13 protein-coding genes are annotated in these 13,164 nt (G+C 46.5%); 2 read left to right on the top strand and 11 right to left on the bottom strand.

Annotation, left to right across the window (positions count from 1 at the left end):
• Positions 1-2: 2 nt before the first annotated feature.
• Positions 3-995, top strand: coding sequence for a 2Fe-2S iron-sulfur cluster-binding protein (locus AY605_RS12455; protein WP_064096707.1), 993 nt, complete (start codon positions 3-5; stop codon positions 993-995).
• 30 nt (positions 996-1,025) lie between these two features.
• Here AY605_RS12455 and AY605_RS12460 read toward each other — a convergent pair whose 3' ends face one another.
• Together AY605_RS12460 and AY605_RS14960 are read right to left on the bottom strand one after the other, a co-directional pair.
• A complete protein-coding gene (locus AY605_RS12460; RefSeq protein ID WP_064096708.1) occupies positions 1,026-1,673 on the bottom strand; it encodes a response regulator transcription factor in 648 nt (215 codons plus the stop codon).
• A complete protein-coding gene (locus AY605_RS14960) occupies positions 1,664-3,145 on the bottom strand; it encodes a PAS domain S-box protein (protein WP_081406374.1) in 1,482 nt (493 codons plus the stop codon). Before AY605_RS14960 ends, AY605_RS12460 begins: the two co-directional genes overlap by 10 nt.
• A gap of 378 nt (positions 3,146-3,523) precedes the next feature.
• Here AY605_RS14960 and AY605_RS12470 point away from each other — a divergent pair, with 378 nt between their 5' ends.
• The gene (locus tag AY605_RS12470; protein ID WP_064096709.1) at positions 3,524-4,411 is read left to right on the top strand and encodes a DMT family transporter; all 888 of its coding nucleotides are present in this window, start codon (positions 3,524-3,526) and stop codon (positions 4,409-4,411) included.
• 75 nt (positions 4,412-4,486) lie between these two features.
• On the opposite strand, the gene pcaD is transcribed toward AY605_RS12470, so the two are convergent.
• From pcaD to benA, 9 genes are all read right to left on the bottom strand, one after another.
• Positions 4,487-5,266, bottom strand: coding sequence for a 3-oxoadipate enol-lactonase (gene pcaD / locus AY605_RS12475; RefSeq protein ID WP_064096710.1), 780 nt, complete (start codon positions 5,264-5,266; stop codon positions 4,487-4,489).
• 69 nt (positions 5,267-5,335) lie between these two features.
• Positions 5,336-6,541, bottom strand: a complete 1,206-nt coding sequence (gene pcaF, locus AY605_RS12480; RefSeq protein ID WP_064096711.1) for a 3-oxoadipyl-CoA thiolase — start codon at positions 6,539-6,541, stop codon at positions 5,336-5,338.
• Between the two features lie 126 nt (positions 6,542-6,667).
• A complete protein-coding gene (locus AY605_RS12485) occupies positions 6,668-7,321 on the bottom strand; it encodes a 3-oxoacid CoA-transferase subunit B (protein WP_064096712.1) in 654 nt (217 codons plus the stop codon).
• 19 nt (positions 7,322-7,340) lie between these two features.
• The gene (locus AY605_RS12490; RefSeq protein ID WP_064096713.1) at positions 7,341-8,012 is read right to left on the bottom strand and encodes a 3-oxoacid CoA-transferase subunit A; all 672 of its coding nucleotides are present in this window, start codon (positions 8,010-8,012) and stop codon (positions 7,341-7,343) included.
• 37 nt (positions 8,013-8,049) lie between these two features.
• A complete protein-coding gene (gene benE, locus AY605_RS12495) occupies positions 8,050-9,270 on the bottom strand; it encodes a benzoate/H(+) symporter BenE (RefSeq protein ID WP_064096714.1) in 1,221 nt (406 codons plus the stop codon).
• A gap of 58 nt (positions 9,271-9,328) precedes the next feature.
• On the bottom strand, positions 9,329-10,114 hold the full coding sequence (gene benD / locus AY605_RS12500) for a benzoate diol dehydrogenase BenD (protein ID WP_064096715.1): 786 nt from the start codon (positions 10,112-10,114) through the stop codon (positions 9,329-9,331).
• A gap of 18 nt (positions 10,115-10,132) precedes the next feature.
• Positions 10,133-11,149 (bottom strand): benzoate 1,2-dioxygenase electron transfer component BenC, encoded by a 1,017-nt coding sequence (gene benC / locus AY605_RS12505; RefSeq protein ID WP_064096716.1) that lies wholly within the window; start codon positions 11,147-11,149, stop codon positions 10,133-10,135.
• A gap of 92 nt (positions 11,150-11,241) precedes the next feature.
• Positions 11,242-11,733 carry a benzoate 1,2-dioxygenase small subunit gene (benB, locus tag AY605_RS12510; RefSeq protein ID WP_064096717.1) on the bottom strand — a complete coding sequence of 164 codons (492 nt, stop codon included), beginning with the start codon at positions 11,731-11,733 and terminating at the stop codon, positions 11,242-11,244.
• Positions 11,730-13,118 carry a benzoate 1,2-dioxygenase large subunit gene (benA, locus tag AY605_RS12515; RefSeq protein WP_064096718.1) on the bottom strand — a complete coding sequence of 463 codons (1,389 nt, stop codon included), beginning with the start codon at positions 13,116-13,118 and terminating at the stop codon, positions 11,730-11,732. The genes benB and benA overlap by 4 nt, the downstream gene beginning before the upstream one ends.
• Positions 13,119-13,164: the final 46 nt, after the last annotated feature.

A 13,164-nucleotide genomic window follows, 5' to 3' on the forward strand; every position in this document is an offset into this window, starting at 1 on the left:
CTATGTATAAAATCCAGATTGAAGGACAGGGGCAATTTCAATGTGCAGCAGACGATGTTCTGCTGCGCGGCGGTTTGCGTGAAGGTTTAGGCTTGCCTTATGAATGCAATGCCGGTGGCTGCGGCACCTGTAAAATTGAAGTGTTGTCGGGCGAGGTGGAAAATCTGTGGGCAGATGCACCCGGGTTGTCTGATCGAGATAAACGTAAGGGACGTGTATTGGCTTGCCAGTGTCGGCCAAAATCGGACTGTGTGATCAAGGTTCGTTTAGATGAACAGTGCACGCCTAAAATTTTGCCAAAACAGCAAGCCGTGAAGCTCAAGCATGTGCAACCGATTACCCATGATATTCTAGAAATTCATTTACAGTCGGATGAACCAGCCCAATTTATTCCAGGGCAATATGCACTGCTCTGGGTAAATCAGGAATTACTGCGCGCCTATTCGATGTCCAACTTGCCGAATGACGAAGGGCTGTGGGTGTTCCAGATTCGCCGTGTGCCGGATGGCAAGATGACCAATTTGCTGTTTGATGAGCTGCAGCGACAACATGCCGTGATTCAGATTGATGGGCCTTATGGTCTGGCGCATTTGCAGGAACAGCCACGTCCGATTGTCTGTGTTGCCGGCGGCTCTGGTCTTGCGCCAATGCTGGCGATTGCGCGTGGTGTGGCGGCCAATCCGCGCTTGCAACATCATAAGGTCTGGTTCTTCCACGGTGGACGTGAGCAACGCGATTTGTTGACCGAAAATCAGCTCAGGGACTGGACCGAATTGGGTGAACGTCTCAATTACGTGCCTGCCACGTCTGCAGAACTGATAGACGGCATCCGTTCCGGTTTCATTCATGATGTGATCAATGAGGTGCTGGGCGAGCAATTACCTGAGCATGAGATTTACTGTGCCGGGCCATCGCCGATGGTGAAATCCATTGAGCAGATGGCGCATCAAGCGGGTATTCCACAACAACAGATTCACTTTGACCGCTTTTTCTAAGTTAAGCTGAATAAAATGATCAGGCGATGGTTAACCCATCGCCGGCTTGCTTTTTTCCCGGCACATCAGCACCATATTCACAATCTGGGCAATCGACTCCGTCCCCAGTTTTTGCCGGATATGGGTGCGGTGAATCTCGACTGTCTTATGACTGATATTCAGCATTTGCGCAATATGTTTACTGGACAGGCCATCGACCAGCAAATTGATAATCTCATTCTCACGTGGTGACAAGGATTTCAGTTTCAGCAATTGCTGTTTGCGATTTTCACCTGCGACAAAGTCCTGTTCTGCCTGTTGCAGGCAGGCCTGAATCTGGTTCAGCATATGCTGCGGATTAAACGGTTTTTCCAGAAAATCAAAAGCCCCGGCTTTCATGGCATTTACCGACATCGGAATATCACCATGACCGGTCATGAAAATAATTGGAATATAGGCTTTCTGCTGATTAAGCTGTTGCTGTAATTGTAATCCACTCATGCCACGCATGCGGATATCCAGAATCAGGCAGGCTGGGGTGTTCGGCCGTGGATAATTTAAAAATTCGGTCGCACTGCTAAATGTTTTGGTTTCCAGCTGAACGGAGTCCAGCAACCAGGTCAGCGAGTTTCGGATATCCTGATCGTCATCAATGACGTAGACTATGGGCTCGGGAACATGAGAATTATTTAAATACATTTAGCACGCTCCTGTGCAGATAATGAAATATTAAAAATTGCGCCGGATTCACCCTGGCAGACCCATAAATAACCCTGATGGTTTTCAATAATGCTACGCGATAAAGTCAATCCGATCCCCATGCTGTCTTTCTTGCTCGAATAAAAAGACTCGAACAGCTGTTCCGGATTTTGTCCTTGCAGTCCCGGACCATTGTCTGCAATGGCAATTCGGGCATGCTGGTTGTGCTGCCAGGTCCGGATATAGATATCACGTTGACCTTCAGGATTGCGTTGTAACGCATCCACCGCATTAAAGACCAGATTAATGATGACCTGGCTAAACAGGGTTTCATCAGCAGAGATAGAAACCGGTGTCACACTCAGCTCATAATGAATGGTACAGCCGCCCTGATCGGCTTTCAGTCCAATCAGGGGATGCAGGTCCTGAATCAGTTTATTGAGGGAATGTACCTGAAAATTGGCTTCGCCTTTGCGCAAAAAGCTGCGCATACTGTGAATAATCTGGTTGACCCTTTTGGTCTGATCCAGTGCGGCATTCATGGCATCCAGCGTTTCAGTGGTATTGGCTAGGCCGTTTTGAATACGGATAATGCTGCCACCGACATAATTATTGAGTGCAGCTAAGGGCTGATTCAGTTCATGTGCCAGTGCGGTCGCAAGTTCACCCATGGTTTTGCAGCGTGACATATGGCCTAACTGACGTTCCCGAGCCCGCGCCATTTCTTCTGCTTCAATCCGTTCGCTAATATCGCGGTAATTGATCAGGATTCCCTGAATATCCGGATGATCGAGCAGGTTGCGATAGGTTGCTTCATGGTACCGCCATTTACCATTATGGTGCAGAATTTTGTAATGCAGCACTCCAATCGACTGTTCAGCCGGTTTTTTAAATAACAGTTGCCGGACTTTGATCCGGTCATCCGGATGAATGACACTCAAGACATTTTTATTTAAAACAAAGCGGTCACGATAACCCAAAATACGTTGTAGAGAAGGGCTGGCATACAGTAGTTTGCCTTGCAGGTCCAGAATCGCGATGCCATCACCCGAGTTTTCCAGCAGCATCTTGAAATACTGATCTTTAGACTGCAGCTGATACTGATATTTCTTGATTTCACTAATGTTGCGAACCAAAGCCAGTAGCTTGGGCTGATGCTCAATTTCGACCGTTTTCAGGCAAACCTCAACAGGAATCTGCCGTTGATTCTGCGCCTGAATGATCCATTCAAATGTAATTGCTTCATGACTGGCAGCTTGTTGCACCTTTTTTAAGGCATGGTAAAAATCAAAACCATGGCTATGCGCACTGATTTTTTCTACACTCATGCTGGTTAATTCAGATTTGCTGTAACCGGTGAGGTTTTCAGCTGCTTCATTGACGTCCATGAATTCGACACTGCCGATATCATGCATAAAAATAGCATCACCCGCCTTATCAAAGATGGTTTGATAATAATTTAAACTGGTCATTCTCATTCCTTACCTGAGATAGCATCCGGCGATCTGGTACAGGGGGTATTCGCCTTCAATGATGAATACTTGTTATTTTGTATTTCATATTGGAGCAAAGTAAAAAAGAGTTCAATTGCACTTTAGGTCTGATTGCATACTTTAAACATATAAAATAAATCCACATGACATCTATCAGCCTGGTTAGGTTTGATAAGCAAAATTAGTACCATTTTCACGTTTTTAGATCGCTATCAGATCATATTGTATTCATTTAGCCGACTCGTTCCTTAATATAAGCCAAACTTTCCGCTATCGGCCAGTATCCTATTTTTAATTAGTCAGCGCTTTTACTAAGGCATAGAATTAATTTACTTTTGAGGTAATAGCGATCAGTAGATGGCATTCAGCTGGATTTTTTTCACTTTAATGGCTGCATTTATGCAGGCTTGGCGTAACGCCTTTCAAAAACAGCTCAGTACCACGGTTGATGTGTGGGGAGTCACCTTGGCACGCTTTATTTTTGGCTTGCCATTTGCTGCGCTGTACCTGAGCAGCTTGTATTATTTCAAGCCGGTTGAAAGTGTGGTTCACTTCACGCCCAGGTTTTGGGTCTATGTAGTAATTGCGGGTTGCAGTCAGATTTTAGCTACGGCGCTGATGGTACAATTGTTCAAGCAAAAAAATTACGCGGTGGGGGTGGGGTTGGCGAAAAGTGAAGCCATTCTGGCAGCCATTATTGGCGTGACCTTTTTAGCGGATCATTTGTCATTTCTGGCCTGGATCGGTGTGGTGCTGGGTGGATATGCGGTATTTTTATTGAGTAAAGGCCAACAGGTCAGCGGGTTTTCAGCTAGAACATTGGCGATCGGGATCGGCAGCGGTTTAAGTTTTGCCATTACCTCAATTCTGGTACGCGAAGCCAGTCTGGAATTAAGCAATTTGCCAACCTTGCATCGTGCGGCCTGGGTGTTGTTAATGGTGATCGGTTTTCAGTGTATCAGTATGCTGATCTATCTCAGCATATTCAGTCGCCAGACTTTAGTGGCCATGTGGCAACGTCTGGGCTTAACTTTTAAAGTGAGTGTGTGCAGTTTTATGGCATCACTCGGCTGGTTTACTGCCATGAGCATGATGAGTGTGCCGGTCGTCAAAACTTTGGGACAAATTGAGATTCTGTTTAGTATGCTGATTTCGGCATATTTCTTTAAAGAAAAACTGGCACGTACCGAGCATTGGGGTTTGGGCTTAGTGGTGATTGCAGCGATTTTAGTGATCTGGGCTTGATGCTGAACCAGTTTTTCAAAATCTAAGCATAAAAAAGCCACTGATCAACAGTGGCTTTTTCTTTGCATCTATTATTTAAGCTGCAATAAATTTCTGAACTGCCTGATTAAAGACTTCTGGTTGCTCCACACTGGAAATGTGCGAGGCATTGATTTCAAACAGCTGGCTTTGTGAAATTTCAGCTTGCATGGCTTGACCATCTGCAACTGTCGTCACTGGATCTTGCTGACCGGCCACAATCAGTACCGGCACAGAAATGGTTTTGATCTGTTCACGTAAATCCGCCTTAGCCAAAGCTTCGCAACAACTTGCATAACCTTCCGGGCTGCCAGCTCCAAGGTCGTTTGAAAGTTCTGCAACTTTCGCTGCGTTGCTCTGGATAAAGGGACCGGTAAACCAGCGTGATGCTGCAGTCGATGCAATCGGAGCCAAGCCTTGTTCACGCACCAGTGCGGCACGTTCCAGCCAGGCCTGTTCCTGACCGATCTTGGCAGCAGTATTGCAGATAATCACGTGGTTAAAACGTTCAGGTTTGTTAATCGCTAACCATTGCCCGGTTAACCCACCCATTGAAATACCACAGAACGCAGCTTTCTGGATATTTAAATGATCTAGCAGATTGACCACATCCTGACCTAGCTGTTCAAGGTTATACGGACCTTGCGGTGCAGAAGAAGCCCCATGACCACGCGTGTCATAACACACGACAAAATAGTCTTGCTGGAAAAATTCAATTTGTGGTTGCCACATGCTGAATTTGGTACCCAATGAGTTAGAAAAAACCAGGGCGGGTTTGCTGGCATCACCAAAAGTCTGGTAATTGATCTGGGCATCGTTAGATGTAAATGTTGGCATTTTTTTAAGTCCTTAATCCTCTTTCTTCCCCTCCTTTGGGAAAGGAGGGGAAGAAAGAGCATTTAATAATTAAACACGTTCAATAATCAAAGCAATACCTTGACCGACACCAATACACATTGAACACAGCGCATATTGACCACCGGTTTGTTCCAGCTGGTTGAGTGCAGTCGTCACTAAACGCGCGCCTGAAGCACCGAGTGGATGACCCAAAGCAATCGCACCACCATTTGGATTGACTTTCTCTGAACCATCTTCAATTCCCAAGTCACGGGTACATGCCAGTGCCTGAGCAGCAAAAGCTTCATTCAGCTCGATCACATCCATCTGTTCTAAAGTCAGACCGGTTTGTACCAGTAATTTCTTGATGGCAGGTGCTGGACCAAAACCCATGATTCGTGGTTCAACACCTACAACTGTTGAACCAATAATTTTGGCACGTGGTTTTAAGCCATGCTGAGCAACAGCTTCATCAGATGCAATCAGCAGGGCAGCCGCACCATCGTTAATACCAGAAGCATTACCCGCCGTTACAGTCCCCTCTGCTTTCACCACAGGTTTTAGTTTCGCCAGAGCTTCTGCAGTGGTAGATGCACGTGGATGTTCATCACTATCGACAATCACCGGATCGCCTTTATGCTGTGGTATCACCACAGGAATGATTTCTTTGGCAAAGAAACCATTGGCCTGCGCTGCTGCGGTACGTTGCTGGCTGGTCAGAGCAAACTTGTCCTGATCTTCACGGTTGATATTGAACTGTTCTGCCAGATTTTCAGCCGTTTGCGGCATGGTGTCCACGCCGTACATTTCTTTGAGCTTAGGATTGATAAAACGCCAGCCCATGGTGGTGTCTTCAATCTTCTGGCTACGGCCATACGCTGTTTCTGACTTGCCCATCACGAATGGGGCACGCGACATGCTTTCTACACCACCAGCAATAATCAGATGGGCTTCACCGGCTTTAATCGTACGTGCTGCCATTGCGACGGCATCCATCGATGAACCACACAGACGGTTTACGGTCGTTGCCGGAACCTGATAAGGCAGGCCTGCAAGCAGTGAAGACATACGACCGACGTTACGGTTGTCTTCACCGGCCTGATTGGCACAGCCATAAATCACGTCATCGACCTGTTCCCAGTTCACGCTTGGATTGCGTTCCATCAAAGCTTTAATTGGAACTGCACCTAAGTCATCTGCACGGACAGGCGCGAGACCACCGGCATAACGGCCGAATGGGGTACGGATGGCATCGATAATATATGCGTTTTTCATGTTTTTACTTTCCAAATCTTTGAATCCCTCCCAACCTCCCTTTACTAAAGGGAGGCGTTTTTCCCTGAATTTAAAGGATGAAAGTCCTTCCTTTAATAAAGGAGGGGTTTAGGGAGGATTTATAAATTAGTTTTGAGTCGCATCAATCAGTTTGGCACCAGTCATTGACTGCAATTCTTCAAATGACAGACCTTCGACTTTTTCAATCACTTTCATACCTTTAGGCGTCACATCAATCACACAAAGATCGGTATAAATACGGTCGACACATTTCAGGCCAGTCGCAGGATAAGACAGTTCAGCCACGATTTTGGGCTCGCCTTTTTTGGTCACGTGATCTGTGGTAATAAAGACTTTTTTCGCACCAACAGCCAGATCCATCGCACCGCCGACTGCTGGAATCGCATCCGGAGCACCAGTATGCCAGTTGGCCAAATCACCATTTTCAGCCACCTGGAACGCGCCCAGTACCGCGATGTCTAAATGACCGCCACGCATCATCGCGAATGAATCACCATGATGGAAGAAAGAACCACCTTCGAGCAAGGTCACGAATTCTTTACCGGCATTGATCAGTTCTGGATCGCGGTCTTCTTCAGCAGGAGGAGGACCGAAAGCCAACAGGCCATTTTCAGAATGCAGGAATACGTCTTTGTCGCTTGGCAGGTAACTTGAAATTTTGGTCGGTAGGCCGATCCCCAGGTTGACATAAGCACCATCAGGGATGTCTTGTGCCACACGTTCAGCGATCTGGTCACGGGTCAGTTTGTTATAGCTCATTATTTATCTCCGATGCCAATTACTGTGCAGGTTTAACTTGAACAACGTGTTGAACAAAAATTCCCGGGGTAATGATGTGCTCTGGATCCAGTACACCCAGTTCAACCACTTCAGAAACCTGTGCAATGGTTACATTAGCGGCCATCGCCATAATCGGGCCGAAGTTACGGGCAGATTTACGGTACACCAGATTGCCCCAACGGTCGCCCTGATGGGCCTTAATTAAAGCAAAATCAGCTTTAATCGGATTTTCCAGGACAAAATCTTTGCCTTCATAGTTCAAGGTTGGTTTGCCTTCAGCCAGCAAGGTACCAAAACCGGTTGGGGTATAGATTGGACCTAAGCCCATACCTGCTGCCTGAATACGGCAAGCCAGATTACCTTGCGGCACCAGTTCCAGTTCGATCTTGCCTGCACGATAGAGTTCGTCAAATACCCAGGAATCAGACTGACGCGGGAAAGAGCAGATAATTTTACGCACAGCGCCCGCTTTAAGCAGTTTCGCCAGACCATAGTCGCCATTACCAGCATTATTATTGACAATAATAAGATCCTTGATTCCCAATTCGATCAGACCATCAATCAGTTCAGCAGGCTGACCCGCTGTCCCAAATCCGCCGATCATAATGGTAGAACCATCCTTGATCTGGGAGAGTGCTTCTTTCAATGATAATGAACTTTTATCTATCATAATCTGGTCCTTACATACCCTAAACTAATGGATGTCTTTAAATTCGTTTTGAATCTGATGTTGCAACCGGAACAGCATTACGGTCTTTCTGTGACAGCAGAAAATGTGCTACCAGGCCAATACAAATCCCCCAAAAGACTGAACTCAGTCCCAAGAAATGCATGCCGGAAGCGGTTGCTAAAAAAGTGATTAGTGCGGCATCACGTTGCGACTCTTTGCCCATCGCCATAGAGATGTTAGTGGCAATTGCTCCGAGTAAGGCCAGTCCTGCCAAAGCTGCAATTAATTCCTTCGGCATCAGGCTAAACAGCATGACGATGCTGCCGGCAAACAGGCCGCCTAAAATGTAAAAAAGCCCATTCGCCACCCCGGCGATATAACGCTTTTCTTTCAGCTCGTGCGCGTCTTTGCCTAAACACAATGCTGCCGTAATAGAGGCCAATACAATAGTAATCCCCCCCACACAGGCTACTGCGAGTGAGGCAATACTGGTTGCACTGATAATTGGCTTGGCAGGCATGTCATAACCACTGATCTTGATAATGGCCATTCCCGGTAAAAACTGGCCAGACAGGCTAACCAGAATGAGCGGGAGGGCCAGATTCAGGGTGGAACTCCAGGTCCATTCCGGTGCAATAAATTGCGGAATTGCCAGACTGAAATCTGCCGTGACCGGATTAATCTTGCCCAGCAGCATGCTTAAAATCACACCGGCAACCAGCACCCAGACCATGGCATAACGTGGACTGAAACGCTTGGCCAGCAAAAAAACTGCCAGCATGCCAAAGACGATATAGGGCATGGTATCGGTCGCGGTAAACAGTCCTAAACCAAACTGCAGTAAAATCCCCGCCATCATTCCGGCAGCGACTTCCTGAGGAATCCAGGACAGCAATTTGTCGAAATAACCGGTAATACCAATGAGAAAAATCACCACAGCAGAGGTGATATAGGCCGCAACCGCTTCATTGAGCGAAATATCGGGAAACAGCGTGACTAATAAAGCCGTTCCGGGCGCAGACCAGGCGGTGACGACAGGTATTTTGTATTTAATTGATAAAAAGATACCTGCGAGCGCCGCCCCAATAGAAATTCCCCAAATCCATGAAATCATCATGTCTGGGGAAACCTGGGCTTGCTGTGCCGCCTGGAAAAAAATGATCAGTGGTCCTGAATAGGAAATCAGCACTGCTAGAAATCCTGCAACAGTTGCTGAAATTGACCAGTCATTTTTTAATGTCTGAAACAGGGTGTTCATTGGTAATGTGCCTCCTTGCGTCGAACCATGAGCCTGTCAAAAATCGTGATGATCAGGACTAACCCTGATCTCCACCACCGACCGGTACTACCGTACCTGTCATATAAGATGATTCATCGGAAGCCAAGAATACAATCGCATTTACTTGCTCCTGAATTGTGCCGTAGCGACCCATAAACGTACGGTCAATGGTCTGATCTACCACTTGCTGCATCCATTCTTGTTCAGATTCAGTCAGTGGATTGGCATTACGTGGTACTTTACGGGGTGGTGCTTCGGTACCACCCGTTGCAACAGCGTTAACGCGAATACCATCTTTGGCATGTTCAAAGGCAAGGGAAGCCGTCAGGCCATTTACGCCACCTTTGGATGCTGAATAGGGAACACGATTAATACCGCGTGTCGCAATAGAAGATACGTTTACAATGGTACCTTTCTGATTTTTAATCATTTCTGGTAAAACTGCACGGCAGCACCACAGTGTCGGGAACAATGAACGGTTCACTTCCTTGATAATTTCCTCTTCAGAAAATTCCTCGAAAGGTTTCATCCAGATCGCGCCACCGACGTTATTGATGAGCGTATCGACACGACCATAGGTTTCTAGCGCTTTTTCAACGACTGATTGAGCACCGGCAAACGTTTCCAGATTGGCTTTGACGGTAATCGCATCACCGCCAGTCGCTTCAATTTCAGCCAGAACTTCTTCCACATAAGGGGAAAGATCAGCCATGACGACTTGAGCGCCTTCGCTCGCCACTTGCAGCGCGACACCGCGCCCGATGCCCTGAGCGGCACCGGTCACGATTACAACTTTATTTTCAAATCTTTGACGATTAGACATTGAATAAATTCCCTCTAGTTAGTTTGCAGAGAATTTTTCAAACAGGAAGCTTGCAGGTTTTACGCCTTCTGCTTCTAGCCAGCCGCGAACCGCTTCAACCATTGGTACCGGGCCACACAGGTAGATATCAACCTCACCAGCATTTAGCCATTCATTTTCAATATGGCCAGTGACATAGCCTTTACGTTCATGTGCAGATTCCGGGTTTGCCACTACAGTACGGTATTCGAACCACTGGAATTTATCTTGTAGTTCGTTCAGCTTTTCAATTGCCACCAGGTCAAAGTCATTGGTCACACCAAATACTAAACGGACCGGATGCTCTGAACCTTTTTCTTCCAGTACTTGCAGCATTGACATGAAAGGTGCAATCCCTGTACCACCCGCCAGCATCAAGACAGGGCGGGTCACAGGGCGCAGATAGAAACTACCAAACGGACCACTAAAGGTCATTTTGTCGCCAGATTTGGCATTTTTGCTCAAGAATTCACTCATTTTCCCGTTCGGTACGTTACGGACTACGAAACCAGTCAGACGATTACCCGGTTTTGAGCTGAATGAATAAGAACGGGTTTCTGTGGTGCCTGGAATACTAACATTGACATATTGACCTGCCAGAAAGTGAATGTCTGGTTGACCTTCGTCTAACTGGATATCAAAAGTAATAGTTGAATCAGACAGGTTTTCGACACGCGTCAGCGCACCCTGGAAGGCATGAATTTCGGTTTTACAAACTTCTGAAGAAGCCTGAATCTGGAACACGGCATCTGACGTTGGCTTACATTGACAAGCCAGAATATAACCTTCAGCGGCTTCTTCAGGTGTTAGTGCATCTTCAATATAAGTTTCTTCAGGCATGTCAAATGAACCTGATTCACAAAACGCACGACACGTTCCACAAGCACCATCACGGCAGTCCAAAGGAATATTGATCTTTTGACGGTAAGCTGCATCAGACAGGGTCTCGCCCTGGGCAACAGAAATAAAACGTGTAACGCCATCTTCAAATTGAAGTGCAACATTGTGGTTTGACATGGCTGAATATCCTATATAAATCTTTGTAACTGGACCCTTCAGCCAATTTTCCATCTGGCTGAAGGGTTTTACCTGGCTGTAATAAAACAGTCTTAGAGGTGATAGATGTCGATGACCTGATTGATGTAATCGTTTTTCAGTACCACGTATTTGCTTAAAATCTGTGGCTTATCGCCTGAAAAATCGATTTCATAACGTGACATACCAAAGTAGCTGTAGCTGTTTTTGTAACGGAAGCTCAAAGTATTCCAGTTGAAACGTACGGTTACTTTGTCGCCATCACGTTCAACAATTTCAATATTGCTGATGTTATGGCTGGTACGTGTATCCGGCATGGTGGCAGACGAACGTTCAGTCTTGATACGGAACACACGGTCTTCCAGGCCTTGACGGTCCGGGTAATAAATCAGGGAGATTTCAGACTGTGGATCTGTGGTCAGTTTGTCATCATCATCCCAGGCTGGCATCCAGAAAGAAGCAGTAGGGGCATAACAAGTTAACCAGTCATCCCATTGTTCATCATCCAGAAAGCGTGCTTCCTGATACAGGAACTGAGCAATATTTTCTAAAGTGATGTCGCTCATGCGTTTTCTCCTTCAGTTGATGCTGCAATCTCTTTCTCGGTCGCAATACCTTTTTTCATCAGTTCTAACCAGTACTGGTGCTGAGCCAGGTATAAACCTTCATCTTCGGTTTTAATGCCAGACAGTTTTGGTTTTAAACCAATTTCATTGGCAGCATCATCAGGGCCATGGATCCAGTGCTTGGAACCACGGCACATGTCATTCCATTCCAGCGCGATACCGGCATAACCTGCCTGACAGGCACGGAATTCTTCCAGATCGTCTGGTGTAGCCATACCTGAAGCATTAAAGAAATCTTCATACTGGCGGATACGGCGGGTACGGGCTTCAGGTTCTTCACCTACAGGGCCGATACAGTAAATGGTGACTTCCGTCTTATCGACAGAGATCGGACGCAGCACACGGATTTGTGAACCGAACTGATCCATGAAGTAAACATTTGGATAGATACACAGGTTACGTGAGCGCTCGATCATCCATTTCGCCATAGCTTCACCGTATTTCTCGGTGTATTCATCTTTCTTGGCAAAGTTAGGACGGTCTTCAGGGTTAGCCCATTGAGTCCAAAGCAGCATGTGACCGTGTTCGAAACCGTAAGAACCACCGCCTTGCTTGCCCCATGAACCCGCACTCATGGCACGGATGTTATCGCCAGCTTCTTTTTCTTTACGCTGTTGAGTCGTTGCAGCATAGTTCCAGTGAACGGCAGACACGTGGTAACCATCGGCACCGTTTTCTGCAGTCAGCTTCCAGTTACCTTCATAGGTATAAGTCGAAGAACCGCGTAATACTTCAAGACCCTGTTCAGACTGACCTACGATCATGTCGATAATTTTGGTCGCTTCGCCCAGATATTCTTCCAGAGCTGGGACATCCGGATTCAAGCTGCCAAACAGGAAGCCTTTGTAGTTCTCAAAACGTGCTACTTTTTTCAGGTCATGCGAGCCGTCTTGGTTAAAACAGTCTGAATAACCCGCATCAGCCGGATCTTTCACTTTTAATAACTTACCTGAGTTATTGAAAGTCCAGCCATGGAAAGGGCAAGTATAAGTTGCTTTATTGCCTTTCTTGTTACGGCATAACTGTGCACCGCGATGCGAACAGGCATTGATCATGGCATTCAGTTCACCTTGACGGTTACGTGCAATGATGATCGGCTGACGGCCAATATAGGTAGTATAAAAGTCGTTATTGTTTGGGATCTGGCTTTCATGCGCGAGATAAACCCAGTTACCTTCAAAGATGTATTTCATCTCAAGGTCAAACAGGGCCTGGTCTGTAAATACCGAACGGTGCAGTTTAAATTCACCAGATTCAAAATCATCAACCAGTAATTCATCAATACGGTCTAAATGGCTGGTGTTAATTACGGGAATACGAGGCATGTCCTTTCTCCGACTTTCCAGGGGGAAGTCAGCGGGATATATCTCA

Origin of the sequence: Acinetobacter sp. SFD (genome assembly GCF_001647575.1) — a bacterium.
Classification (GTDB): Bacteria; Pseudomonadota; Gammaproteobacteria; order Pseudomonadales; family Moraxellaceae; genus Acinetobacter; species Acinetobacter pecorum.

Coding starts and splice junctions, on each gene's coding strand:
- AY605_RS12455 (WP_064096707.1), top strand. CDS start 3: ATGTATAAAATCCAGATTGAAGGACAGGGGCAATTTCAATGTGCAGCA.
- AY605_RS12460 (WP_064096708.1), bottom strand. CDS start 1,673: ATGTATTTAAATAATTCTCATGTTCCCGAGCCCATAGTCTACGTCATT.
- AY605_RS14960 (WP_081406374.1), bottom strand. CDS start 3,145: ATGACCAGTTTAAATTATTATCAAACCATCTTTGATAAGGCGGGTGAT.
- AY605_RS12470 (WP_064096709.1), top strand. CDS start 3,524: ATGGCATTCAGCTGGATTTTTTTCACTTTAATGGCTGCATTTATGCAG.
- pcaD (WP_064096710.1), bottom strand. CDS start 5,266: ATGCCAACATTTACATCTAACGATGCCCAGATCAATTACCAGACTTTT.
- pcaF (WP_064096711.1), bottom strand. CDS start 6,541: ATGAAAAACGCATATATTATCGATGCCATCCGTACCCCATTCGGCCGT.
- AY605_RS12485 (WP_064096712.1), bottom strand. CDS start 7,321: ATGAGCTATAACAAACTGACCCGTGACCAGATCGCTGAACGTGTGGCA.
- AY605_RS12490 (WP_064096713.1), bottom strand. CDS start 8,012: ATGATAGATAAAAGTTCATTATCATTGAAAGAAGCACTCTCCCAGATC.
- benE (WP_064096714.1), bottom strand. CDS start 9,270: ATGAACACCCTGTTTCAGACATTAAAAAATGACTGGTCAATTTCAGCA.
- benD (WP_064096715.1), bottom strand. CDS start 10,114: ATGTCTAATCGTCAAAGATTTGAAAATAAAGTTGTAATCGTGACCGGT.
- benC (WP_064096716.1), bottom strand. CDS start 11,149: ATGTCAAACCACAATGTTGCACTTCAATTTGAAGATGGCGTTACACGT.
- benB (WP_064096717.1), bottom strand. CDS start 11,733: ATGAGCGACATCACTTTAGAAAATATTGCTCAGTTCCTGTATCAGGAA.
- benA (WP_064096718.1), bottom strand. CDS start 13,118: ATGCCTCGTATTCCCGTAATTAACACCAGCCATTTAGACCGTATTGAT.